This is a genomic window from Pikeienuella piscinae (assembly GCF_011044155.1).
GTDB lineage: Bacteria > Pseudomonadota > Alphaproteobacteria > Rhodobacterales > Rhodobacteraceae > Pikeienuella > Pikeienuella piscinae.
In genome coordinates, this window is the sequence record NZ_CP049056.1 from 3,082,272 (window position 1) to 3,105,023 (window position 22,752).

The window sequence follows — 22,752 nt, forward strand, 5'->3', positions numbered from 1 at the left end:
TAGGTGGTCCGGGTCGTGCTGTCAATCCCCGAGACGCAGTAATCGCTCTACAGAGAAATATGCTCGCCTCTGATCGCTCCAATCAAGTGGAAACGGGTTCATCAGAGTAGCAAGCGTAATCTCGCGGCCGTGCTGACCAATCAGGATCGATTCGACGACGTCAGGGGCCAGCAGAGTGATGCGCAGCACGCGCGTCATGTAGGAGAGTGCTATGCCTTCGCGATCTGCGAGCTCGGCGATGGTCGTGAACTCCCCCGACTCCAACATCCGTTTCCAGCGAAACGCACGTGCCAGCGCCTTGACCAAAGTGTTGTCCATCTTGCGTTGGCTTGATGCCCCATCCGGCAGGTGCATTTCCTTGCGGCCGCCTCGTTTCACGAGGCGGAACGGGATGTGCACTGTCACCGTTTCCGGCACTGGCTTCGCGCGGGTCATGCTGATGCTCCGAGATCGGCCATCATTTCGCGCGCGAGCCCGGTCAGCCCGTCCATGCGCAGGCGAACATTCAGGCCATCGGTGCCGATGTCCGCGCGCTCGACCAGCAGTGTTGCGATGCGCGCCTGCTCGGCGGGGAAGAGCTCGTCCCACAGCGGTTCGAGTTGCATCAGGGCTGCGCGGGCGTCGGCTTCGGTGATCTCGCTGTCCTGCGCGCGTGCCGCTTTCCATGTGCCCGCTACGATTTCGGGCTGGCGGAACACAGCGCGGAGCTGGTCGATGACGGCGGTTTCGATTTCGCCCGCTGGAACCCGGCCAACCGGGCATGACCCGGCCCCATGCTTCAGCACCGACTGGCTGACATAGTATCGGTAGAGTTTGCCGCCCTTGCGCGTATGGGTCGGCGAAAAGGCCGCGCCATCCGGGCCATACAACAGTCCTTTCAGCAATGCTGGCGTGTCAGTTCTGGTGCGTGCGGCGCGCTTGCGGGGGCTTTCGGTCAGGATGGAGTGGACCTTGTCCCAGATCGCGCGGTCGATGATAGCGTCATGCTCGCCGGGATAGCTGTCGCCCTTGTGGACGGCCTCACCGATGTAGGCGCGATTGTTCAGCAGGCGATACAGGTACTTCTTGTCGATCCGATTGCCACGGCTGGTCTGGATACCGCGAGCCGCCAGTTCGCGAGCCAGTTCCGTGCCCGAGCCAATCTCGATGAAACGCGCGAAGATCCAGCGGACATTGGTAGCATCGGCTTCCTTGATGACCAGCTTCCGGTCCTTCACTTCATAACCCAGCGGCGGCACGCCGCCCATCCACATGCCCTTCATTCGACTGGCGCGGACCTTGTCGCGGATGCGTTCGGCTGTCACCTCGCGTTCAAATTGGGCGAATGAAAGCAGGATGTTCAGCGTCAGCCGCCCCATAGAAGTGGTGGTGTTGAACGATTGCGTGACGGACACAAAGGTCACGCCGTTCCGGTCAAAAACCTCGACCAGCTTGGAGAAATCCATCAGCGAGCGCGACAAGCGGTCTATCTTGTACACGACGACCACGTCGACCAAGCCATCCTCGAGGTCCGCGAGCAGCCTTTTCAGGCCGGGTCGTTCCAGCGTGCCGCCGGAAATGCCGCCATCATCATATTGATCGCGGACCAGCACCCAGCCCTCGGAACGCTGGCTGGCAATATAGGCCTCGCAGGCTTCACGCTGGGCGTGGAGCGAGTTGAACTCCTGCTCCAGCCCTTCCTCGGAGGATTTCCGGGTGTACCGTCATCGATCTGCTGCGTGACCGGGCGTTTACCGCCTCTGGTCTCGGCGGGTTCGCCTCCGGCTGGTTCACCTTCGGGACCATAGAATGGACCAGCGGCGCGAACGCGGGGCGTCAGACGGAAGTGCTGGGCCATGACGTGACGGACGGGATCGCCGTGCTGACCCTCCTCGAAGCGCCGGTGCGCGCGATCGCCGAGGGCGACGGCTTCACCATCCGCGCGGGCTGCGACAAGCGGATGGAGACCTGCGGCGCGAAGTTCGCCAACACCGTCAACTTCCGCGGCTTTCCACACATCCCCGGTCAAGACACGATCCTGCGCTACGCGACGACGGACGGCGGCCACGAAGGGGGCGTGTTGTGACGCCGGCCGATCCGGATCGGGTCATCGCCGCGGCGCGCGCCTGGCTCGGCACGCCCTACCATGACCAGGCGAGCCTGCGCGGCGTCGGCTGCGACTGCCTTGGGTTGGCTCGGGGCGTCTGCCGTGAGGTGGTGGGCCCGGAACCGTTCCCGATCCCGCCCTACAGTCGGGACTGGGGCGAGATCGGCCCGCGCGAGGTTCTGGCCGACGGCGCGCGGCGCATGATGATCGAGGTGCCGCCCTCCGAGGCCGGTCCCGGCGCGCTGATCCTCTTCCGCATGAGGCCCCGCGCCATCGCCAAGCATGTCGGGATCCTGACCGGCCCCGGCAGCTTCCTTCACGCCTACGAGCGGCTCGGCGTGATCGAGGAACCGCTCACCCCATCCTGGCGGCGACGCATCGCTTTCGCCTTCCTCTTCCCGCAGCGCTGAGATTCACGCATGGCCACCCTCGTCCTCGGTGCCGCTGGCGCCGCCATTGGCGGTTCGATCGGTGGCGCGATCCTCGGCGTCAGCGCCGCGACCATCGGCGGCTTCATCGGTTCCACCATCGGCTCGGTCGTCGACAGCTGGATCATCTCGTCGCTGGCGCCGACGCAGCGCATCGAGGGCGCGCGGCTCGACACGCTGCGCATCACCTCGGCCATCGAAGGCGCGGTGATCCCGCGGCTCTATGGGCGGATGCGGATGGGCGGCAACATCATCTGGGCGACCGATTTCCGCGAGGAGACCAGGACCACCACGCAGGGCGGCGGCAAGGGCGGCGGGGGCGGCAAGGTCAAGACCACCGAGTATCTCTACTACGCCAGCTTCGCCGTCGCCTTGTGCGAAGGCCCGATCACCGGCATCGGCCGCATCTGGGCCGACGGCAAGCCGATGGACCTCTCCGGCGTCACCTGGCGCTGGTATCCCGGCGACGAGACGCAGACGGCTGACCCCTTCATCGCGGCGAAGATGGGCGGGGCCGGCACGCCCGCCTATCGGGGCACGGCCTATGTCGTCTTTGAGGAACTGGCGCTCGCGACCTATGGCAACCGCCTGCCGCAGCTCTCCTTCGAGGTGTTCCGCCCGCTCGCCGAACCCGACACCGCCGAGGGGCTCACCCGCGCCGTCACCATGATCCCGGCCTCGGGCGAGTTCACGTACGCGACGCAGGTGATCCGCAAGACCGATGGCGGCGCGACGGTGCCCGAGAACCTGAACGCGCTGGCCGACTCCACCGACATGGTGGAAGCGCTGGACCGGCTGCAGGCGATGGCTCCGGCGGTCGAGAGCGTCAGCCTCGTCGTCGCCTGGTTCGGCGACGATCTGCGGGCGGGATCCTGCAAGGTGCGGCCAGGCGTCGAAGTGTCGGCCAAGTCGACCACGCCCGCCAGCTGGTCGGTCAACGGCGTCAGCCGCGCCAGCGCCTTCCTGGTCAGCCGCGACGATCAGGATCGCCCGGTCTACGGCGGCACGCCGTCCGACTTCGCGGTAGTGCAGGCGATCCAGGAGATGAAGGCGCGCGGGCTGCGGGTCACCTTCTACCCATTCATCCTGATGGACGTGCCACCCGGCAACAAGCTGCCGAACCCATATTCCGACAACGCCGCCGAGACCGGCCAGCCCGCCTTTCCATGGCGTGGCCGGATCACCTGTTCGCCTGCGGCAGGCTATGCCGGCAGCGTGGATAAGACCGGTACGGCGATGGCGCAGGTCGCCGCGCTGTTCGGCACGGCCACCCCCGCGAGCTTCAGCGTCTCCGGCGAGACCGTCTCCTGGACAGGCGTCGCGGGCGACTGGGGCTTGCGGCGCATGGTGCTGCACTACGCCCATCTCTGCGCGGCCGCGGGCGGGGTAGACGCCTTCCTGATCGGCACCGAGATGCCGGGGCTGACCACCATCCGCTCCGGAGCCAGCACCTATCCGGCGGTGCAGGCCTATCGGGACCTGCTCGCGGATGTGCGGTCCATCCTCGGGTCCGGGACGAAGATCGGCTATGCGGCGGACTGGTCGGAGTATTTCGGGCACCAGCCGGGCGACGGCTCGGGGGACGTGTACTTCCATCTCGATCCGCTCGGGGCCGATCCGGAGATCGATTTCGTCGGCATCGACAACTACATGCCGCTGTCTGACTGGCGCGACGGGTTCGAGCATCTCGACGCGGCCGAGGGCTGGCCCGCGATCTACGACCGCACCTACCTGCAGGGGAACATTGCGGGCGGGGAAGGCTTCGAGTGGTTCTATGCCAGCGCCGCCGACCGCTCCGCGCAGGTGCGAACTCCCATCACGGACGGCGCTGCCGCCAAGCCATGGGTCTTCCGCTACAAGGATCTGCGCGCCTGGTGGTCGAACCCGCACTACGACCGCCCGGGCGGGGTGGAGAGCGGGACGCCGACGGCGTGGGCGCCACAATCCAAGCCGATCTGGTTTACCGAGCTGGGCTGTCCGGCCATCGACCGGGGGACCAACCAGCCGAACGTCTTCTTCGACCCGAAATCGTCCGAGAGCTTCACGCCGCACTTCTCGCGGGGCTGGCGGGACGACGCCATCCAGCGCGCCTATTTGGAGGCGACGTATCTCTGGTGGGGAGAGGCCGCGAACAACCCGATCTCGTCGGTCTACGGCGGCCGGATGGTGCATGTCCCCGAATGCGCCGCCTGGACCTGGGACGCGCGGCCCTATCCGTTCTTTCCGGCACTGACCGACGTCTGGACGGACGGCGCGAACTGGCGGCTGGGGCACTGGCTGACCGGACGGCTTGGCGCGGTGTCGCTGGCGGCGCTGGTGCGGCACCTGTGTCTACGCGCGGGACTGCCCGAGGCAAGGATCGACGTCACCGGCCTCTGGGGCGCAGTGGAAGGCTACGCCATCACGGCGCTGGAGAGTCCGCGCGCCTCGATCACCACGCTGTCGCGCCACTTCGGCTTCGACGCGGTGGAGACCGAGGGTTTGATCCGCTTCGTCATGCGCGGCCGGGCCTCGGTCGCCACCCTCGCGCCCGACGATCTGGTGGCCGCCCGCGAAGGCGACGTGCTTGAACTGACGCGCGGCCAGGAGACCGAACTCCCCCAAGCCCTGAAATGGCAGGTCGCCCGCGCCGACGAGGACTACGACGCCGCGCAGGTCGAGGCCCGGCGCATCACCGTCGACACGACCCGGATCGCCTCCGAGTCCTTCCCCATGGCCGTCCCGCCGGAGGAGGCGGAGCGCCGTTGCCGCCGCGCGCTCATGGAAGCCTGGACCGGCCGCGAGAGCGCGATCTTCCGGCTGCCGCCCTCCCGCCTCGCGCTCGATCCGGCCGACGTGGTGACGCTCGCCCATGACGGCCGCGCCGTCCCGCTGCGGCTCGTCTCCATCGCCGATGCCGACGCCCGCGGGGTAGAGGCGGTCCGCCAGGACCGGGACGCCTACGCTCTGCCGCCAGCCCCGCCCCGATCGTCGGCGGTTTCGAGGCCGCCCGTCTTCGGTGCTCCCGAGGCGGTGTTCCTCGACCTGCCACAGGTGACCGAGGACCAGCCCGCCCACCGGCCCTTCGCCGCGGCGCACGCCGCGCCGTGGCCCGGCGAGATCGCGGTCTTCCGCAGCCCGTCGCGCGACGGGTTCGAGCTGCTGACCACGTTCGGCAGTCGCGCCCGGATCGGCACGCTGGTCTCGGATTTCTATGCGGGCCCCACCTCGCGCTTCGACCTCGGCAACGTCCTCGCGGTCGATCTGCTCTCGGGCACGTTGGAGAGTGTCACCGACCTGACGCTGTTCGGCGGGGCGAACGCCCTAGCGATTGAGAGTGCGCCCGGCGTCTGGGAGATCGTGCAGGCGGGCGCGGCGGAGCTGCTGGCGCCGGGCCGGTATCGTCTGACCCGGCTCCTGCGCGGCCAGCGCGGGACCGAGGATGCCATGGGTAACCCGGCGCCTGCTGGTGCCCGCTTCGTCGTGCTCGACGACAGCCTCGCCACGCTGCCAATCGCCGAGCCCGATCTCGGCATCCCGTGGAACTGGCGCATCGGTCCGGCGAGCCACCCGGTCAGCGAGGAGACCTACGTGGCGCAGGCCTTCACACCCGCGGGCGCCGGCCTGCGGCCGTTCTCGGTCGCCCATGTGGAGCAGCCGTGGCGCATGCCGCGCAGTCCCGGCGATCTGACGATCCGCTGGACACGCCGGTCCCGGGCACTCGCTGCCGACAGCTGGGGCGCCGTCGACGCGCCACACGCCGAAGAGGTCGAAGCCTACGAGATCGAGATCCTCGATGGCGCCACCGTGAAACGGATGCTGAGCGCGACCACGACCAGCGCAATCTACCCGGCCGCCGGGCAAACGGCCGATTGGGGCGGGCTGCTCGCGCCTGGCGACACGCTCGATATCCGCATCTTCCAGCTCTCCGCCCTCGTCGGGCGGGGCGCGCCGAAGACAGTCACGCTCACGTTCTGAAGGCCATCCCATGTCCGACGCCACGACCCATCTCCTGCTGCCCTACATCCTCGCGGCGCAGGCCCAGAAGCATGTCACCCACAACGAGGCACTGAGGATCCTCGACGGGCTCGTCCATCTCTCCGTTCTCGACCGGGATCTGACGGCGCCGCCCGGCAGCCCTGCCGACGGTGACCGTTACATTGTCGCCTCGGGCGCGACGGGCGACTGGGCGGGCTGGGACCTGAACGTGGCGCTCTGGACGGCCGGCGCGTGGCTGCGTCTGCCGCCACGCGCCGGGTGGCGGGCATGGGTCGAGGACGAGAGCCTGCTGCTCGTCTACGACGGGTTTGGCTGGGTCGCGACGACGCCCGCGGCGCTGCAGAACATGGCGCTGGTCGGGCTGGGCACGACAGCGGATGCCTCGAACCCGTTCTCGGCCAAGCTGAACGCCGCACTCTGGACGGCGAAGACGGTCGCGGAGGGCGGCACTGGCGATCTATTCTACACCATGAACAAGGAGGCGGCAGGCGACGACCTCGGGCTCACGCTGCAGACCGGCTTCGTGACCAAGGCGCTGGTCGGGCTTTTCGGGTCGGACCGCTTCCGCCTCTCGGTCTCTGCTGACGGCAGCACCTTCTTCGATGGCCTCAGCGTGGACAACGCCACCGGCGTCGTCGACCAGCCTCGGTTGCCGCGGTTCAAGGCATACACGAACTACGACAACTACGTCGGCGTGGGCGCGTGGACGAAGATTGGCCTCAACAACACCGACACCAACGATCAGGGTGCGTTCGACGCCGCAAACAACCACTTCGTGGCACCCGTGGACGGCACCTACCTGATCGGCGCGACGCTCCTCTACAAGATCAACACCAGTGCCACGGCGCGTATGCGCGGGCGGCTCGTCCTGAACGGCACGACCGAAATCCGCGGCTCCCTCGGCGAAATCTCGGCCACCCACGTCTCGCTCGCCACCGCGATCTGGCTGCAGACCCTGGTGCCGCTCACCGCGGGCGATACCGTCGAGCTGCAGGGGTATTTCCGGGTCGCGGACGGCTACTTCGCGGCCGATCACACGTCCTTCTGGGGCTGCAAGATCGGCTGAGCGGCGGAAGGAGGATCCGATGAACCCACCCCGATCCGAGGGCTTCGTTCGCATGCCCGACGCCGAGTTCGAGGCGATCCTGACCCGGGCGGCAGAGGAAGGCGCGAAGCGTGCGCTGGCCGATGTCGGTCTCGACGGCGACGAGGCAGCGCTCGACATCCGCGATCTGCGCTCCCTGGTCGACTGCATCCGGCTGGTGCGCCGCACCGCCATGCAGACGGCCGTCCGCATGATCACCACCGGCGTCATGCTGGCGCTGCTCGCGGGCATCGCCATCAAGCTTAAGATCTTCGGCGGCGGTCCGTAGCCGCGCCCCATCCCATCCATCAGCCCGCAATGACCCGCCCTCGAGGCGGGTTTCTTCGTTTTGGAGGACCCCATGACCACGACCTTCCACGGCCATTGGCGCAACGTGCCTGAGGGCACCTGGCGCTGGCCGAATTTCAGCCCGGCCGAGATCGCCTGCCGGGGCACCGGCAAGCTGCTCATCAACGAACCCGCGCTCGACAAGCTGCAGGCGCTACGCGACCGGCTCGGCAAGCCGCTGATCGTCCGCTCGGCCTATCGGAGCCCCGAGCACAACCGTGCCGTCGGCGGCGCGACCCGATCGAAACACCTCGACGGCGCCGCCTTCGACATCGCCATGGCGAACCACGACCCGGTGGCCTTCGAGGCCGCCGCGCGCGAGGTCGGATTCCTCGGCTTCGGCTTCTACCCGAGATCGGGGTTCATGCATGTCGATCTTGGCCCGGCGCGGCAGTGGGGTGAGCGGTTCCCCATCCGGGCGACGGCTTTCGCCGAGGAAGCCCAGCCCGCGCGCGAGGTCTTGGCCGATAGCCGCACCATGAAAGGTGGCGGAGCGGCCGGAGTGGCGACGCTGGGCACCGCGGGGGTTGAGGTGGCGCAGAACGTCCTCTCTGAGACCCAGTCCGCCGTCCTGCCGCTGGTGCCATACCTCGATACGCTCCGCTGGGTGTTCATCGCCGTGGCGCTCATTGGCATCGCTGTCACGATCTACGCCCGCCTTGACGACTGGCGCAGAGGGCAGCGATGATCGCCTCCTTGCTCGGCGGGATAGTCGCCACCCCATGGGCGAGGGCCGCACTGCGCTATGGTGCGATTGCCGTCGCCGTTGCTCTGTTTCTTCTGTCTGCCCGCCGCACCGGGGAGCGCGCAGGTCGGATCGCTGAACGTCTCGAAGTAACGGAGAAGACCAATGAAACTCAACGCAGAATGCTGGAGGCGGCGGCTCGCCGTCCTCGTGATTGCAACGAGCTGGTTGACCGGCTGCGCGACGGCGAGTTTTGATCATGACGGCGTGGCAGCATGCCCGCCGGTCGTGACATGCAGCGGGGAGTTTCAGGAGAGGGCGGCCGAGGAACTGGCCCTGCTGCCAGGGCGGTCGGCGATCGCGGAGATGCTGAGCGACTTTGCAGTGATGCGAGATCAGGCACGCGGTTGCATTCCCTAAGTCGCGGCTTCTCGATCGATGTCGCGCATTACGCATTTCTCCGGCAACCTTTATCGTCGATTTCCTGGGGGCCAGAGTCTGCCCGATGCAGTATGTCGCCACGTCTCCCCCCTCCGCCTGGCTCTGTCTCCAGTGATATACGGGGACTTGGGCCGCGACCTATTTCTTCTTTTGCTCTCCAAGATTGGTCAAGGCCTTGCCCTTCGTGAAGTCTGCTGTTGCAACAACCTTTTCCTTCACCTTTTTCGGCTTCTTCGCTTCTCGGTTGCCACGTTGTTTGTTGCCCTTGGGCATTTGAATTTCTCCTGGTCCTGCGTGTGGTATTAGTCTTTCGGCTTCTATTGAATTGATATCCTTAAATGCTCCTGCAGTTCGTTGAAGCTCGGCTTCACAAGCGTCGAACCAAGTTGCTGCCAACGATGATCGCGTTGATCAAGTCTGCGACGGCTTGGTGCCTTTCCGTTTCGGGGTCGGGCCCAACCGCGTTCTCATGCGCCGCTGCGGCGTCGCGAAGAACCCCCACGATCTCGTGCTCCGGCAGCAGCCCGTGATCGTGTAAGGCAAGCAGGAGCGCCTCGCAGATCGATAGGGCGGCCTCGCCTGCATGTTCCCTCGCCGTGGACATCCGGGTTTCCTTCCTTGGCATCGTGAACCGGGAAAGGTGAGGTTCAAACGCATCCGCACTTCTCGCAGGAAATGCTCTATGCCAGACTGATCCAGAGCAGTGTCCGGGCCGATTTCCGCTCTTGGGTTCCAACACGCCAGGAGGCCCCAATGACATCCGCAAAGCATAGCCCCCTTACACACAAGCTTTCGGCCTTCGTCGCTCTGTCGGAGGTCGAACTGGCCGTGCTTGAACGACTGCACCAGCGCCGCCGAACCTTCGTCGCGGGGCACGATATGGTGCATCAGGGCCAGACAGCTCAGGCTGCCTATATTCTGTCCGCGGGTTGGGTCTGTTCCTACAAGCTACAGGCCGACGGGACGCGGCAGATCGTGGATTTCCAGGTGCCGGGGGATTTTCTGGGGTTGCGAAGCGTTCTCTTGCGCACCTCCGACCACAGCTTCGAACCTATCGTGGACATCGAGGCAGCCGAAGTGCTGACGAGCGACCTATTGGAAGCTTTCGCGCAGACCCCTCGCTTGGCGACCGCCATACTCTGGGCGGCGTCAAGGGACGAGGCGATGGTCGTGGAGCATCTCGTAGGGATCGGTCGGCGTGATGCGAACGCCCGCATGGCGCACTTCCTGCTGGAGCTGGGATCGAGGCTTGCGCTGGTCGGCATGGGCAGCAAGAAAGGGTTCGAATGCCCGCTGACGCAGTATCATCTCGCCGATACGCTGGGGTTGAGCGCGGTCCATGTAAACCGCGTCCTGCGCCAGCTTCGCGAGAGTGGACTGGTGACCTTTCGGGACGGACTTGTGACATTTCACGACCATGGCGGGCTGGTGGAACTTGCCGAGTTCGATCCGGCATATCTGGACCAGATCGGACCGCTCCTGAAATGAGATGGCCGCCTTCCCTTGTTTGGCAGGCGGCCCCAGTGATCACGTCAGACGTCGGAGGTCACGCGAGGGCGTGGGTCGCCGCGTCGAGTTCCTTGTTTGTCTCGGCGTCGTTCTTCGCCGTGTTTGCCTTCTCAGCTGCCTGGTAGTGCTTCAGCGCCGAGTCCTTCTTTGGGCCTGAGGGTGCCTTGTCCCAAGCGGCTTTCACGTACTTCATCTTGTCGGCTGTCTTGGTTTGTTCGGGTGTCATTGGGAATGTCCTTTCATGGACGTTCCGAGAAATAAGAAGCGCGCCGACATGCCGACCCATTCGGGTTCGACACGCCCACACGCTTCTCGGGTACTCGGAAAAAAATGCCTCACCGAATATTCGGCGGGCACATCTCACCTAGCCGATATCAACGCCCCGCCGCACTGACGCAGGTTAGTCCCGGCGCGTGCGGCAGGTCGAATGACGCTGCGGAACTCAGGCCACAATGGTTTGCTGGTGGGAGATCCTCAGCCAGGTGTCGTCATCGTTGAGGTATGTTGAGGCGCAGAGTGCCTTGTAGATCGGTACGTCGGCTTTCTCAGCCGAGACACGGTAGGTGAGAATGGCGATGTCATTACATCGCGTGACGCGACGTTCAGCCATGGCGACGGAGCGCCAGCCGCTGCTCTGCTTTAGATGGGTCCAGATCTGGTCGCCCTGGAGGATGCCGGGCGGATAAGGGAAGATCATGATGGCGTTGTTCGCTGTCGTCGCCCGCGCGTTGTCGGCGCCACTGGTCCAGAAGTGTTCCTCCATGTCCCAGAGAACGCCCTGTTCGCGCGGCGATAGCGTCCCGGTCTTGTGCGCGGAATGACCCATTGGCGTCGATGTCTGAGCGGAAACGGTCATGGACCTGATCCCGACCCGACAGTCGACATCGCCTGATACAGTAAAAAGACGATCGCGAGTATCGTCCAGATTACCCCGCTTTTGCCCAGGCTGCCGTTGGCGACCGTCGAGGCAGTTCGCTTCAGGGTCTGCGACGGCGGGCTTTCCGGAAGCAGCTTGCTCAATTCTCCTGCGACCCTGCCGTGATCGCTTTCGAGCGTGGGAACATCCGGAAATCGAGTAAGCAGCGTTCCCAACCGCGCTCGCGCCGCATCGCGCCCCAGAGCGACCAGCTCAGCGGTTTCTTTCCATGGATCCAGGCCGAGCCGCGCGAGCGTGGAGAGAACCGTGACGACATATCCGTTCCGGTCCTCCCCGACCGACGCATAGAGAAATCGCTCGAACTCGGGCGGGTGTGGTTTGAGAACATTGGGTTCCGCCATCTTCATTCCATTCCTTGGTTGCAGGAACGCAGATCGCCCCTGTTTACCCAAGGATAGACGCAGGTCGGTCCCGGCGCCCTTACACAGGTCAGTGCCGGCGATCGCACCCAGGTAATCGCGACCGGCGCGGCGCCAGGCACTAACATGTGTCAGCGCCAGGCTAACGATCATGAGGTACAAGGGGAGAAATCGTTCGACTGGTCAGGCTTGGGATCCCAACGGCCGTCAACAGCGGTGAACGACGGACCTGCCAACATTTCGGAGATCAGAGATGACCATGCGGTCGACCAGATCGACGGTGACGTTTTCTAACCCGTTCACCCTGTCGGGATACCCGGACAAACTGCCGGCTGGAGATTACGAAGTTCTCGTCGAAGAAGAGCATCTCCAGGGGTTGAGCTTCGAAGCTTACCGACGGACGGCGACCTACCTGACGGTGCGCGGCAGGGGCAACCATGCCAGACGTACAGAGTTGCGCGCGATTTCTGAAAACGACCTGATAGAGGCGCTGAGCCGGGATCAGGCCGCGACCGAGACGAACTATCACAGCGATGCGGCGCTTTCTCCGCCAGAGGATCGAAAATGACATTTCCCGAATGGACGAAACCCGGTGTTTACGGCGCATTGGTTGGCGCAGTTGCTGTCTCTGTTCTTGGCTTCACCTGGGGCGGCTGGACAACTTCAGGCGGTGCCCTTGAGATGGCTGATAACTTTGCCGCAGAGCAAGTCACCTTGGCCATGGTGCCGGTCTGTCTAGGCATTTCAGAAGAGGATGCGGAACGCGTCGAAATACTGGCAACGCTTCGAGAAGCTTCCGGCTTTCAGCAGCGCAATGCGATGATGGAAACCGGCTGGGCCACGTTGCCGGGCACAGATGCCCCGAGCCGGGATCTGGCAGACGCATGTCTTGCGGAACTCGCCTTAGATGGATCGTAAATCGCAACTCACGAAGCATCGCGATCCACATGCTATCGCTGCCTGTGCCCCTGCGCAAACACCAACAGTCTTGGCGCTATTTATCGGTTCGATCTTGGCGGTCATGCTTTTTGTACTCCCTGCATTTGGACAAACCGCCAGTCAGCCAATGCCTGAGAACGCCAGTGCCAAAAGTTATGGTGATGGATGGGAATGTAACATTGGATTCCGGTTGAACGAAGATGCCTGCGTCGCCGTTGTTGTGCCGCAAAACGCATACGACACGAACCGGTCCTATGGGTCCGGCTGGGAATGTCTGCATGGGTTTCGCAGAACCGATGAAGCTGCATGTGTTGCAGTGGAGGTGCCTGAGGGTGGGTTCTTGGACCCCTCAGGCGAACGGTGGCGGTGTTTGCGCGGCTACATCAAGGTCGATGACACATGTCAGGAGATCGTGCTGCCAGCAAATGCGTACCTGGCAGATGCCTCATATGGTTCCATGTGGACTTGCGAACGCGGGTTTGAAGCAACTGGCGACCAGTGTACTGCCATAGCGGTTCCGGCCAACGCCTATCTGAATGGATCAGAATACGGTCAGCCCTGGACATGTGAGCGTGGCTTCTTTGAACAGGCTGGTCTGTGCGCAGCCGTCGCGATCCCCGCAAATGCATTTTTCGACGACGCAACCTACGGCACAGGGTGGAAGTGCGAACGTGGATACGAAGCTTCAGGAGAGACATGCGAATTCATAAACGTTCCCGAAAATGCGCATCTGGACAGGTCGGGCAACCGCTGGGAATGCAACAAAAATTTCCAAAAATCGAAGGGGCTGTGCGTCCTTAACAACTAGGCGCGAGCCACGGCAACATCCCCATTAAAAATACGCATGTAAGGGCAATTCTGCCCTCCGTGCCAACCTATAAAAGAGAACTATAGTGGAAACCCAATCTGAAACTGTCGATATCGTCCGCCGCCCTATCAGGGGACCGCAAGCACCTCCAATGAAACAGATCAAACCGGCAGGCATGACGTCAGGCAGGCAGATCACATCCTCACCGACGGCGGTCGTCTATTGCGAGGGGAATTTCGCGCAAATCGATGGCAAGACAGCAAATGGCCTTGTTCGCCATTCACAAGCGTATCGGATTCTTTCTGTGATCGACAGCACCCATGGCGGACAAGACAGTGGATCCGTCCTCGACGATACCATGAACCAAATCCCTATCTTTGGTGATCTGGATGCTGCAGTTGCACATCAAGCCGTCATTCCCAATACGTTGATCTACGGGATGGCCCCCTCAACAGGACGGCTTTCACCTGCGGACCGAGGCGTTGTTCTGAAAGCCATACAGCTTGGCATGAACATCGTGAGCGGGCTGCATGAGTATCTGAGCGACGACCATGAGATAGCCACCGCCGCATCTGAACGAAATATCACGATCCGCGACATCCGAAAGCCAAAGCCCAGTAAGGACATGCGCCTCTTCGATGATAGTGTCGCTAGTATCAAAGCACTGCGGATCGCAGTTCTCGGCACCGATTGCGCCATAGGAAAGCGGACAACGGCGACCGTATTAGCCCAAGCCCTGAATGCCAGGGGCATCAAGACGGTCCTTGTCGGCACGGGCCAGACCGGCCTGATGCAGGGCGCGAAATACGGTATCGCAATGGATGCCGTACCGCCCCAGTTTTGCTGTGGTGAGCTTGAAGGCGCGATTGTTGCGGCTTCTGAAGCGGAACAGCCCGATGTTATTTTGATCGAAGGTCAGGGTGCTTTGAGCCATCCCGCGTTTTGCACATCCGCCTTTATCCTTCGGGGGAGTCAGCCGGATGCTGTCATCCTTCAGCACGCGCCGAAACGTGCCCACCGCTGTGACTTTCCCAATATGCCGATGCCTTCACCCGCAAGTGAGATCGCTTTGATCGAAGCCTTTGCCGATACAAAGGTCATCGGTGTCACCCTCAATCACGAAGGCATGGCAGAGGCCGAAATCACCGAAACCATCGCGGCCCAATCCCACGAACTCGGGTTGCCCGTTACCGATGCATTGGCCAGACCCGTTGCACATCTGCTTGCGATCGTGGCCGCTGCATATCCGGGGTTGACGCAAGGAGCGCCCGTGGCCGCGATATGAGTTGCCCACGCATCGAAGTGGACCTGGCCAAGATACGCCGCAACACGCAGACCCTTGTCAGTCGCCTGGGCCCACGCGGGATCAGCGTCACGGGTGTGACCAAGGCGGTCTGCGGACATCCTACCATCGCCAGGGCGATGCTTGAGGGTGGCGCTGTGGGGCTTGCCGATGCGCGTATCACAAACGTGCAAAGGCTGCGTGCGGCAGGGCTGACAGACCCCATCACCCTGATCCGCACCCCGATGTTGAGCCAGGCCGATCACATCGTCCAGTCCTGCGAGACAAGCTATAATACCGAGATGCTGGTCATTACTGCATTGGCTGCCACCGCGATCCGCAAGGGGGCTGTCCACGGTATCGTCCTGATGGTCGAGATGGGCGATCAGCGCGACGGCATATTGCCCGAGAACCTGGCTGACATCGCGCAGCAGGTCATGCAGATGTCTGGGGTCGCATTGAAAGGGATCAGCGCAAATTTCGCGTGCTTGAACGGGCTTGCCCCTACCGCGTTGCAAATGGCCGCTTTTTGCGACCTCGCGAATGAGATTGAGGGTGTTTGCGGCCCGTTCCTCAAGATCGTGTCTGGTGGCAACTCAGCCAACTTGCCCTGGGCGCTTGGCGAACACGCGACGGGTCGCGTCAACGACCTTCGTCTGGGTGAGGCGATCCTACTGGGTGTTGAGCCAGTGTCTGGCGACAGGATCGACGGGATGTACACAGACGCCTTCACCCTTGTCGCAGAAGTCATTGAAACGGGTTCAAAACCTGCGCCTTCGGCCATCGCTCTGGTCAATCCAACTTTGGCAAGACGTCGCATCGCGCAAGCCAGTGGTGTTTCCAAGCGCTTTATCGTCGCTATGGGACATCAGGACACCGACATTCTGGGGCTTTCAATGCCTGTTGGAAGCACATTGATCGGTGCGACCAGCGATCATCTTGTCATTGGAATGCCCGGCACCCCGCCGCCGCTGGGCTCCGAGGTAAGATTTCATTTGAATTACAATGCGTTGATGCATGCCATGGCTGCGCCAGACATCGAAGTGACACTGTTGGGCGATCAATCCATGCGCCCATCACGGCACACCCAAGGCGAGGTCGGCCACTTGGCGTTGGTGTTAAAGACCTCGCTTGGTCCGGCCGACCTAAACCACAAAGGAAACTGAAAATTGACGAAGCTTACAAAAAGCAATCTGTTCAAAGTGTATGACACTAAACCGGAAACCCCGATGGATACGACGACGCGTGTCGTCAGGCAAATGGTCGACGAAGAAACGGAAAAACGTGGACACCCGCATCAACCTATCGGCCTTTGAAGGTTTGTGATTCACTCTCCCCCGAGGGATGAGCAGGGACAGGTTCATGGATCAGCGAAGCCTTTTCGGCCTGGCGGAGCATCTTGAGGCACTGAGCCAGCATGGCGATCCGCTGGAGGTTCTCGATGCGACGGTGGATTTCGAGCATTTCCGCGACTGGCTGGTCGAGGGTCTCGGCTATGGCGACGGGTCTCGAGGCGGGCGGCCGCCGTTCGACCCGGTATCGATGTTCAAGGCGCTGATCCTGCAGGCGCAGCACAACCTGAGCGACGCGCGGATGGAGTTCATGATCCGGGACCGGCTGTCCTGGATGCGGTTCCTCGGCTTCGATCTCGGCGGGCCGACGCCGGACGAGAACACGATCCGGCTGTTCCGGGACAAGCTCACCGCAGGCGGCGCGCTGAAGCGGGTGATGAAGGCCTTCGACTGGCAGCTGCAGAAGAAGGGGTACATCCGGATGGCCGGACAGATCGTCGACGCGAGCCTGGTGCCGGCGCCGAAGCAGCGCATCACCGATGGCGAGAAGGCGGCAATCAAAGCCGGCAAGTCTGCGAAGGAGATCTAGCCGGACAAGCCGAACAAGGCGGCGCAGAAGGATACGAACGCGCGCTGGACGCTGAAAGTCGGCGGCAAGGTCCGCTATCGTCCCGACGGCACACCTCTGCCCATGATCGCGGTGCCGGTCTTCGGCTACAAGAGCCACATCAGCATCGACCGTAAGTTCGGCTTCATCCGCGAGAGCGCCGTGACCGCTGCCTCGGCAGCCGACGGCCGGATGCTGAAGCAACTCGTGACGACCGGGAACACGTCGAGCGAGGTCTGGGCCGACAGCGCCTATCGATCACAGAGCAACGAGAAGTGGCTGGCGGGAAGGATGCTGACCAGCCGCATCCATCGGCGCAAGCCGGCGGGCAAGCCGATGCCGCCGGTGACGGCGCAGGCAAACGCGCAGAAGTCATCGGTCCGCACGGCGGTCGAGCATGTGTTCGCCCACCAGAAGAACCGCTTCGGGCTGTTCATCCGCACGATCGGCAGCGCCCGGGCCGAGGCCAAACTGACGCTCGCCAACCTCGCCTACAACATGGACCGCCTGATCTTCCATGAGCGGCGCGCGGCGACGGCATGACTCCGTCCAGTTCGCCGAAACTGCTGCGAGAACCACCCAGCCATCACGCTGAGGCGGCCGGAAAGACCGACACGCCGGTCACGGCGACGCCAATCATCCGAACCTAACCGCGAACACCGGCGTTGATGCGGGTGTCCACGTGACGCCAAGAATTCCCGACTGCGCAATGCTCGCCTTGAAAGAGAAGCAAACACGCCACCTGTAACCAAAAATTCAGCCGCGTCTAAATCGCGTCACTCGAAAGCCGCTTCGACCCGGTAGTTGAACTTCGGCGGCTATGTTTGCGTGATGTGCTCCGTCGGGCAATGGTCACTTCAATCGGGCGGAAACCGGCCAAGGCTGCTCCCAGAACTTCCAGACGTCCCTGCCGATCACAAGGAACCATCCATGACAAACGCAGAGCGATCCCCAGAAAAAATCCACTATATCTGCCAGACTTATGTTGGAATGAAAGCTGGACGCAACGGGCAGACTGGCCTGAAAATTGCCAAGCAACTTGAATATTCCACAGCTTCAGAAGCACGAAACAGGGCCGAACGAGAGGCTCAATCAGAGGATTGCGCAGGCGCGGACGCCTACATGGTGACGGAAGATCCAGCCAGTGGAGAAGTTGGCGAACCGAGCTTCCTCGTAAGGATTGGGAAGGTTCCAGAACTTGACGATTTCTAGAATCCTGAAAACGGCCGCAGTCTACCGGGACTTCCGGCTCTCCGACGGGGCGTGCATTCTTGGACGGTGATCGTGACATGACAAAGCGCGGCCGCGCGTCTGGCATGCGGGTCAGCATAGGGTGTCGTCTGCGATACAGCTTCCCCCAGCCGGCGCCGCTGATCGCGCTGCTGAACGTCCACTACTCGCGCTTTGGCGATCTGGAGCGCGCCGACTATCTCGTAACGTCGCCGAGCGTGCCGCTCGAAAGCTATCGGGACAGCTTCGGCAACTGGTGTACGCGCCTCCTGGCTTCGGCGGGCGACTTCTGCCTGTCGACGGATGGCATTTTCCGTGACACGGGCCGGCCCGATCCCGTCTTTCCCGACGCGCAACAGCACGCGGTTCAGGATCTGCCATCCGATACTCTCATGTTCTTGCAGGGGAGCCGGTATTGCGATACCGATCTTCTTTCGGAGGAAGCTTGGCGTCTTTTCGAGACCACGCAACCCGGTTGGTCCCGCGTTCAAGCGATCTGCGATTTCGTGCACGGACATGTCCGCTTCGACTACATGCAGGCGAAAGCGACGCGCACCGCATCGCAGGCAATGGCCGAGCAACAGGGCGTCTGCCGCGACTTTGCCCATCTTGCCATCGCTTTGTGTCGCTGCATGAACATTCCTGCACGCTACTGCACAGGATATCTGAGCGACATCGGTGAACCTCTCCCTCATCCGCCGGGGGACTTCGCCGCGTGGATGGAGGTCTTTCTCTCTGGCGAATGGCACATGTTCGACCCGCGGAACAATAAGCCGAGGTTCGCGAGAATTCTGATTGCACGCGGGCGCGATGCCGCCGATGTACCGCTGACCCAGACATTCGGTGAAAATACGTTAACGGAATTCAAGGTCTGGACGGATGAACTGGCCTGAATGATCTTGGCCTCCTTTTCGATACACCGTCGTAAATCACGTCGCCAATCCCCATATATGAAGTACCGATGTCAAACATCCCGGTCCGTCATGGATGAGGAGTTGGCGCCGGCCAATCAAAGGATTGATGACATGTCCTTCAAGGACCTGACCGCCAGGGCTGCGGCCGCATTGAAGCCGAAGCCGACGGAGACCGCGAAGACCCCTGCCAAGAAGAACGAGCCCAAGACCGCTGGCACGGAAGCGCCCGCGAAACCCAAGGCGTCTTGAGGCGTACAAAGGCCACGCCCCCAGTTCGAAACCGGGGTGCGGGCCACCCGCAGCACCAAGGGAAAGGATCACGCCAATGGAAGAACTGACGAGCAAGACCGTTGCGGTTTTTTCCCGCCCGTTCACCGTTCCGGGCTTCAACGAGACGCTTCCGGCGGGAGAGTACGAGATCGGTACGGAATTGGTTTCACCCCCGGATCAACAGGATCCCGGACCCTGGAAAGCCTCCGTCCTGGTGAAACTTCATCCCCGGACATCGCATCCGGGGCTTGCGCGGTCTCTGACCGTTTCCCTTGCCGATCTGGACTATGCCCGCGCCAGGGACAAGCTGACAGGCAGAGCGTTGTCCGACTTCTTCCTTGAGGAAATGCTGGCTGATCCGATGGTGCGCCTCGTGATGGAGGCCGACGGGGTCTCTGCAGCACAAATGCGGCATCTCTATTCGGCGCACCGAACGCCCCAGTCTGACAGGGATGTCCTAAACCGGAACCCGGCGCGTCTAGGTGCACGTGACATGGCGTCAATCCATGCTGCTGAAAACGAGGGCATGCCTCCACGACCGACAGGGACGTCGGCTATGCGCACGAAAGTCAGCGCGAATTTGACATGATCACGAACAAAACCTCGGTCGACGTAGCATTTTCGGACATCGCCCGCGGAAGGGCCTTTGGCGACGTACCTCGAGAGCGTCCTTGTCTGAGATGCGATGTTGTTTTCTGGAGTGAAGGCTTTGGAGAACGGATCTGTCGGCGCTGCAAGGGATTGAACGCCTGGCGAAACGCCGTGCCCGATAGCTCCGGGTCATCGCGTCGCCGCTGACCCGCATCGGCGTGCGTGCTGTCTTCCTCGAACCACACTGGACGCCCATTTTGGCCTGCCTCGACATCGTTCACACCACAACCTACCGGTACCGTCAGGCGGTCTCTCTCGGACCGCACAGGTTGATGCTACGTCCCCGCGAAACGCGGGAATTGCGTCTCTTCTCCCACGAGATCTCCATTACCCCGACGGCGACCGTAACCTGGGCGCATGATGTGGCCGGCAACGCGATCGCCACCGCAATCTTTGACGGTTCGACAGATCATCTGGTGATCGAAAGTCGCGCCACCGTGGAACTGACCGCGCCCGACTGGCCGGTCTTTGCCATCGCTGCCTCGGCCGCCCAGTACCCCTTTGTCTACGCCGCCGACGAATGGACGGACCTGGGTGCGTTGACGGTGCCGCAATACGATGACGTCGATGGCCGCCTTGCCAGATGGATCGAGGGCTTTGTCATGGCACGCTCGACCGACACGCTGTCTCTGCTGAAGGACATCAGCAATGGCGTGTTCACGCAGATTTCCTACCAGAGCCGCGACGACGAAGGCACCCAGTCGCCGATCGAGACACTCGACAGGGGATCGGGCTCTTGCCGCGATTTCGCTGTCCTGCTTGCAGAGGCAGTCCGCCGTCTTGGCCTGGGGGCCCGCATCGTCTCTGGCTATCTGTCCGATCCCGAAATAGGCCTCGTTGGGTCGGCGGGTTCAGGAACTACACATGCCTGGGTCGAAATATTTATCCCCGGTGCCGGTTGGATAGCCTTCGATCCAACAAACCGGAGCGTTGGGTCCGGAAACTTGGTGCCGCTTGCCGTGGCCCGGAACATCACGCAGGTCACGCCGGTGGCAGGTACGTTCCTTGGAACGAACGTCGATCTGCTTTCGATGGAGGTACTGGTCAGAGTGGAGAGTGCTTCGGCTCAATACAACTCGATCCTAGCCCAAAGAGGCGGGGCGGACATAACGTTGGGCTGACGGCGTCACGGTGGGGCTGGCATGCGCTAGCTGATTTAATCCACTCAATATCAATTACTTAACAACTGGAGAAGGTTGGACGTCAGGCCCATCCCCTCCGCCATTATCCCCATTGCGAACCAGTGATACCGCCCTGACGGGTACGGATTTTTCCGTGTTGTCAAAGGGGTTTGCGGGAACCGACCGAACCTCTTAGACGCGCCGCGAGGCTTTAGTTTGGCTCAGACTGGCCCTCTGTCTCAGTTTGGGCGAACCTCGTCGGTTCCGGTTCGGTCCCGTTTTCCTGTTATCTTTCAATGGTCTGTCGTCGAGCCCCGCCAAAACCCGGACGCGAGTTCCGAACGATATCGATGGTAACGTAGACGGAACACGCGGTAGGCGTGTTGCTCGGGATGCAAGCGTAAACAGGCGGATTTCTTGGGTGAGTTCGCGTCCCCTTTTCCTACCCGAAGGAAGACCTCAGTCGAACTGACACATCTGCCCACTTTCCCGCCTCCGATGCGATTTGCGGCTTCCGCATAGTAAGTCGCCCTGGGGACAGCACGACACGGAGCGATGGTGGGGCTTTACGCTGGAATCGGAAGCCCCTCGCCACCAGGGAGTGCCTCAACAAAATGATCGCCGTAGCTGTGCACGAACGTGGTGAATCCGCGACTCATGAAGTAGCCTGAAAAGGTGTTGCTAAGGGAGCTTAAGCCGAATGGACGATAATTCTGTCTCCTTGAATTGGAAGTGCGTTCGAGCCTCTCTCGAGGCATTTTCCGAAGCCGCATACACTTCAACTCGGCGCAGCTATGCATTTCGGATGGTAAGCCAAGCTCAAGCTGTCCCGGTGGCAAATAGCATGGCAGACTGGTTTGGCTCTGGGAAACATGGCGCTCCATCGGGACATTCGAACGGCGCAATCCGCGCCTCGATCTATAATCAATCCCTTTACGCACAGCAGATAAATGGATTCCTTAATGTATCTCGGTTGGCTTGCTACGAGCATGCCAAAGGAGCGATATCATCAATTGACGAGGGTTCAGCCATTGTTTCTTTTTCGTTGCTTCGGGGGTTGATTGAGAGGGCATCGCTCGCGGAGACCGTTAGGTCCAAACTTTCTGGCCCCTGGCGAGACAAAGCGAAATAAAAGGGATTTCATGAAGTTTTCTACGAGACTAGCATTGCAGAACTCATAGGAAAAAGCCTGTACGGAACACGAATGGATTGGAAAAAGCTGGCAAGTTCCGACTTTACGACTGCCAAGGCCCGAGAGCTTAGCTATGAGCCAAAAGAAAAATTCATGGACCTTTCCGCCAGTCAAATACTGAACCATGTTGATAAACTAGGAAAGCGAGTTCCGGGGAGCCGTGTTGCGTATGATGTTCTATGTGAATTCTTACACCCAAACGTTGGTGACCTTTTTGCGACGACAACGCATGCAGCTTCCCGCGTGGACGCGTGGGGCACACGTCATTTGACGCGAGAGATTTCACTTGGCAGGCATGATTTTTCTGGAGCGAAGGACTTGGTCGACTGCCTGTCAAAAGCTCTAGAAATTGTGCGATCCATAACCGACGAGCTGCCAGAAATCTTTTCAGATCTTGATGCGTTCGGTAAGGAAGTTAGCGCCCTAAACAATAAATACATGCATCGTGTTAGAAAGAGGCAGGCGCATTTGTTCAATAGAAATGACCTATGCCCTTGTTTGTCAGGGCTTACGGTGAACAATTGCAAGTAGTATTTGATAGTCGCCATCATCTCGAAATTCGTTATTTGGCGGACTAAGCTGAAATGCACT

24 protein-coding genes and 3 pseudogenes are annotated in these 22,752 nt (G+C 61.8%); 20 read left to right on the top strand and 7 right to left on the bottom strand.

The window, feature by feature from the left end; genetic code table 11:
- Nucleotides 1–21: 21 nt before the first annotated feature.
- Nucleotides 22–435 carry a hypothetical protein gene (locus G5B40_RS14700; RefSeq protein WP_165099996.1) on the bottom strand — a complete coding sequence of 138 codons (414 nt, stop codon included), beginning with the start codon at nucleotides 433–435 and terminating at the stop codon, nucleotides 22–24.
- Nucleotides 432–1,700, bottom strand: a pseudogene (locus tag G5B40_RS14705) (recombinase family protein); the annotation flags it as partial. The pseudogene G5B40_RS14705 and the gene G5B40_RS14700, both read right to left, overlap by 4 nt.
- A 2-nt stretch (nucleotides 1,701–1,702) precedes the next feature.
- Here G5B40_RS14705 and G5B40_RS14710 point away from each other — a divergent pair.
- The 7 genes and pseudogenes from G5B40_RS14710 to G5B40_RS14740 all read left to right on the top strand — a co-directional run.
- Nucleotides 1,703–2,065 (top strand): annotated as a pseudogene (locus G5B40_RS14710) (phage BR0599 family protein); the annotation flags it as partial.
- Nucleotides 2,062–2,496, top strand: a complete 435-nt coding sequence (locus G5B40_RS14715; protein ID WP_165099998.1) for an NlpC/P60 family protein — start codon at nucleotides 2,062–2,064, stop codon at nucleotides 2,494–2,496. The pseudogene G5B40_RS14710 and the gene G5B40_RS14715, both read left to right, overlap by 4 nt.
- A 9-nt stretch (nucleotides 2,497–2,505) precedes the next feature.
- A complete protein-coding gene (locus G5B40_RS14720; protein ID WP_165100000.1) occupies nucleotides 2,506–6,471 on the top strand; it encodes a baseplate multidomain protein megatron in 3,966 nt (1,321 codons plus the stop codon).
- Nucleotides 6,472–6,481: 10 nt separating this feature from the next.
- Nucleotides 6,482–7,558 (top strand): DUF2793 domain-containing protein, encoded by a 1,077-nt coding sequence (locus G5B40_RS14725; RefSeq protein WP_165100002.1) that lies wholly within the window; start codon nucleotides 6,482–6,484, stop codon nucleotides 7,556–7,558.
- Between the two features lie 52 nt (nucleotides 7,559–7,610).
- On the top strand, nucleotides 7,611–7,865 hold the full coding sequence (locus G5B40_RS14730) for a DUF6127 family protein (RefSeq protein ID WP_198590314.1): 255 nt from the start codon (nucleotides 7,611–7,613) through the stop codon (nucleotides 7,863–7,865).
- Nucleotides 7,866–7,937: 72 nt separating this feature from the next.
- Nucleotides 7,938–8,612, top strand: coding sequence for a YcbK family protein (locus G5B40_RS14735; protein WP_165100004.1), 675 nt, complete (start codon nucleotides 7,938–7,940; stop codon nucleotides 8,610–8,612).
- A complete protein-coding gene (locus G5B40_RS14740) occupies nucleotides 8,609–8,866 on the top strand; it encodes a hypothetical protein (protein ID WP_165100007.1) in 258 nt (85 codons plus the stop codon). Before G5B40_RS14735 ends, G5B40_RS14740 begins: the two co-directional genes overlap by 4 nt.
- A gap of 322 nt (nucleotides 8,867–9,188) precedes the next feature.
- Here the strand turns inward: G5B40_RS14740 and G5B40_RS21435 are convergent, their stop codons facing one another.
- Both G5B40_RS21435 and G5B40_RS14745 read right to left on the bottom strand, forming a co-directional pair.
- Entirely contained in the window at nucleotides 9,189–9,323 is a 135-nt protein-coding gene (locus G5B40_RS21435) for a hypothetical protein (protein ID WP_281350516.1), read from the bottom strand.
- 94 nt (nucleotides 9,324–9,417) lie between these two features.
- Nucleotides 9,418–9,654, bottom strand: coding sequence for a hypothetical protein (locus G5B40_RS14745; RefSeq protein ID WP_165100010.1), 237 nt, complete (start codon nucleotides 9,652–9,654; stop codon nucleotides 9,418–9,420).
- A gap of 149 nt (nucleotides 9,655–9,803) precedes the next feature.
- On the opposite strand from G5B40_RS14745, the gene G5B40_RS14750 reads away from it, so the two are divergent.
- Complete coding sequence (locus G5B40_RS14750; RefSeq protein ID WP_165100012.1) at nucleotides 9,804–10,538, top strand: Crp/Fnr family transcriptional regulator; 735 nt, start codon at nucleotides 9,804–9,806, stop codon at nucleotides 10,536–10,538.
- Between the two features lie 58 nt (nucleotides 10,539–10,596).
- On the opposite strand, the gene G5B40_RS14755 is transcribed toward G5B40_RS14750, so the two are convergent.
- The 3 genes from G5B40_RS14755 to G5B40_RS14765 form a co-directional block, all read right to left on the bottom strand.
- Nucleotides 10,597–10,785 carry a hypothetical protein gene (locus tag G5B40_RS14755; protein WP_165100015.1) on the bottom strand — a complete coding sequence of 63 codons (189 nt, stop codon included), beginning with the start codon at nucleotides 10,783–10,785 and terminating at the stop codon, nucleotides 10,597–10,599.
- A 216-nt stretch (nucleotides 10,786–11,001) separates the two neighbouring features.
- Nucleotides 11,002–11,415: a hypothetical protein gene (locus G5B40_RS14760; RefSeq protein ID WP_246209548.1), complete on the bottom strand. Its 414-nt coding sequence runs from the start codon at nucleotides 11,413–11,415 to the stop codon at nucleotides 11,002–11,004.
- The gene (locus tag G5B40_RS14765; protein ID WP_165100019.1) at nucleotides 11,412–11,843 is read right to left on the bottom strand and encodes a hypothetical protein; all 432 of its coding nucleotides are present in this window, start codon (nucleotides 11,841–11,843) and stop codon (nucleotides 11,412–11,414) included. Before G5B40_RS14765 ends, G5B40_RS14760 begins: the two co-directional genes overlap by 4 nt.
- A gap of 265 nt (nucleotides 11,844–12,108) precedes the next feature.
- Here G5B40_RS14765 and G5B40_RS14770 point away from each other — a divergent pair, with 265 nt between their 5' ends.
- The 12 genes and pseudogenes from G5B40_RS14770 to G5B40_RS14825 all read left to right on the top strand — a co-directional run bounded on the left by G5B40_RS14770 (nucleotide 12,109) and on the right by G5B40_RS14825 (nucleotide 22,692).
- On the top strand, nucleotides 12,109–12,423 hold the full coding sequence (locus tag G5B40_RS14770) for a hypothetical protein (RefSeq protein ID WP_246209551.1): 315 nt from the start codon (nucleotides 12,109–12,111) through the stop codon (nucleotides 12,421–12,423).
- Nucleotides 12,420–12,773 (top strand): hypothetical protein, encoded by a 354-nt coding sequence (locus G5B40_RS14775; protein ID WP_165100021.1) that lies wholly within the window; start codon nucleotides 12,420–12,422, stop codon nucleotides 12,771–12,773. Before G5B40_RS14770 ends, G5B40_RS14775 begins: the two co-directional genes overlap by 4 nt.
- Nucleotides 12,763–13,602 carry a hypothetical protein gene (locus tag G5B40_RS14780; protein WP_165100024.1) on the top strand — a complete coding sequence of 280 codons (840 nt, stop codon included), beginning with the start codon at nucleotides 12,763–12,765 and terminating at the stop codon, nucleotides 13,600–13,602. Before G5B40_RS14775 ends, G5B40_RS14780 begins: the two co-directional genes overlap by 11 nt.
- A gap of 151 nt (nucleotides 13,603–13,753) precedes the next feature.
- Complete coding sequence (locus G5B40_RS14785; RefSeq protein ID WP_165100026.1) at nucleotides 13,754–14,887, top strand: N-acetyltransferase DgcN family protein; 1,134 nt, start codon at nucleotides 13,754–13,756, stop codon at nucleotides 14,885–14,887.
- On the top strand, nucleotides 14,884–16,050 hold the full coding sequence (locus G5B40_RS14790; RefSeq protein WP_165100028.1) for an alanine racemase: 1,167 nt from the start codon (nucleotides 14,884–14,886) through the stop codon (nucleotides 16,048–16,050). The genes G5B40_RS14785 and G5B40_RS14790 overlap by 4 nt, the downstream gene beginning before the upstream one ends.
- 196 nt (nucleotides 16,051–16,246) lie before the next feature.
- Nucleotides 16,247–17,326 (top strand): annotated as a pseudogene (locus G5B40_RS14795) (IS5 family transposase).
- 387 nt (nucleotides 17,327–17,713) lie between these two features.
- Entirely contained in the window at nucleotides 17,714–17,995 is a 282-nt protein-coding gene (locus tag G5B40_RS14800) for a hypothetical protein (RefSeq protein ID WP_165100031.1), read from the top strand.
- 104 nt (nucleotides 17,996–18,099) lie between these two features.
- Nucleotides 18,100–18,906: a transglutaminase-like domain-containing protein gene (locus tag G5B40_RS14805; RefSeq protein ID WP_165103724.1), complete on the top strand. Its 807-nt coding sequence runs from the start codon at nucleotides 18,100–18,102 to the stop codon at nucleotides 18,904–18,906.
- A 132-nt stretch (nucleotides 18,907–19,038) separates the two neighbouring features.
- Nucleotides 19,039–19,176: a hypothetical protein gene (locus G5B40_RS14810; protein ID WP_165100033.1), complete on the top strand. Its 138-nt coding sequence runs from the start codon at nucleotides 19,039–19,041 to the stop codon at nucleotides 19,174–19,176.
- A 76-nt stretch (nucleotides 19,177–19,252) separates the two neighbouring features.
- Nucleotides 19,253–19,786: a hypothetical protein gene (locus G5B40_RS14815; protein WP_165100036.1), complete on the top strand. Its 534-nt coding sequence runs from the start codon at nucleotides 19,253–19,255 to the stop codon at nucleotides 19,784–19,786.
- Nucleotides 19,787–20,045: 259 nt separating this feature from the next.
- Nucleotides 20,046–20,969: a transglutaminase family protein gene (locus G5B40_RS14820; protein ID WP_165100039.1), complete on the top strand. Its 924-nt coding sequence runs from the start codon at nucleotides 20,046–20,048 to the stop codon at nucleotides 20,967–20,969.
- A gap of 1,204 nt (nucleotides 20,970–22,173) precedes the next feature.
- Nucleotides 22,174–22,692: a hypothetical protein gene (locus G5B40_RS14825; protein WP_165100042.1), complete on the top strand. Its 519-nt coding sequence runs from the start codon at nucleotides 22,174–22,176 to the stop codon at nucleotides 22,690–22,692.
- The last annotated feature ends 60 nt before the right edge of the window (nucleotides 22,693–22,752 follow it).

Coding starts and splice junctions, on each gene's coding strand:
- G5B40_RS14780 (WP_165100024.1), top strand. CDS start 12,763: ATGGATCGTAAATCGCAACTCACGAAGCATCGCGATCCACATGCTATC.
- G5B40_RS14760 (WP_246209548.1), bottom strand. CDS start 11,415: ATGACCGTTTCCGCTCAGACATCGACGCCAATGGGTCATTCCGCGCAC.
- G5B40_RS14785 (WP_165100026.1), top strand. CDS start 13,754: ATGAAACAGATCAAACCGGCAGGCATGACGTCAGGCAGGCAGATCACA.
- G5B40_RS14790 (WP_165100028.1), top strand. CDS start 14,884: ATGAGTTGCCCACGCATCGAAGTGGACCTGGCCAAGATACGCCGCAAC.
- G5B40_RS14800 (WP_165100031.1), top strand. CDS start 17,714: ATGACAAACGCAGAGCGATCCCCAGAAAAAATCCACTATATCTGCCAG.
- G5B40_RS14755 (WP_165100015.1), bottom strand. CDS start 10,785: ATGACACCCGAACAAACCAAGACAGCCGACAAGATGAAGTACGTGAAA.
- G5B40_RS14730 (WP_198590314.1), top strand. CDS start 7,611: ATGCCCGACGCCGAGTTCGAGGCGATCCTGACCCGGGCGGCAGAGGAA.
- G5B40_RS14725 (WP_165100002.1), top strand. CDS start 6,482: ATGTCCGACGCCACGACCCATCTCCTGCTGCCCTACATCCTCGCGGCG.
- G5B40_RS21435 (WP_281350516.1), bottom strand. CDS start 9,323: ATGCCCAAGGGCAACAAACAACGTGGCAACCGAGAAGCGAAGAAGCCG.
- G5B40_RS14750 (WP_165100012.1), top strand. CDS start 9,804: ATGACATCCGCAAAGCATAGCCCCCTTACACACAAGCTTTCGGCCTTC.
- G5B40_RS14720 (WP_165100000.1), top strand. CDS start 2,506: ATGGCCACCCTCGTCCTCGGTGCCGCTGGCGCCGCCATTGGCGGTTCG.
- G5B40_RS14770 (WP_246209551.1), top strand. CDS start 12,109: ATGACCATGCGGTCGACCAGATCGACGGTGACGTTTTCTAACCCGTTC.
- G5B40_RS14745 (WP_165100010.1), bottom strand. CDS start 9,654: ATGTCCACGGCGAGGGAACATGCAGGCGAGGCCGCCCTATCGATCTGC.
- G5B40_RS14810 (WP_165100033.1), top strand. CDS start 19,039: ATGTCCTTCAAGGACCTGACCGCCAGGGCTGCGGCCGCATTGAAGCCG.
- G5B40_RS14735 (WP_165100004.1), top strand. CDS start 7,938: ATGACCACGACCTTCCACGGCCATTGGCGCAACGTGCCTGAGGGCACC.
- G5B40_RS14740 (WP_165100007.1), top strand. CDS start 8,609: ATGATCGCCTCCTTGCTCGGCGGGATAGTCGCCACCCCATGGGCGAGG.
- G5B40_RS14700 (WP_165099996.1), bottom strand. CDS start 435: ATGACCCGCGCGAAGCCAGTGCCGGAAACGGTGACAGTGCACATCCCG.
- G5B40_RS14765 (WP_165100019.1), bottom strand. CDS start 11,843: ATGAAGATGGCGGAACCCAATGTTCTCAAACCACACCCGCCCGAGTTC.
- G5B40_RS14815 (WP_165100036.1), top strand. CDS start 19,253: ATGGAAGAACTGACGAGCAAGACCGTTGCGGTTTTTTCCCGCCCGTTC.
- G5B40_RS14825 (WP_165100042.1), top strand. CDS start 22,174: ATGGATTGGAAAAAGCTGGCAAGTTCCGACTTTACGACTGCCAAGGCC.
- G5B40_RS14775 (WP_165100021.1), top strand. CDS start 12,420: ATGACATTTCCCGAATGGACGAAACCCGGTGTTTACGGCGCATTGGTT.
- G5B40_RS14805 (WP_165103724.1), top strand. CDS start 18,100: ATGCGGGTCAGCATAGGGTGTCGTCTGCGATACAGCTTCCCCCAGCCG.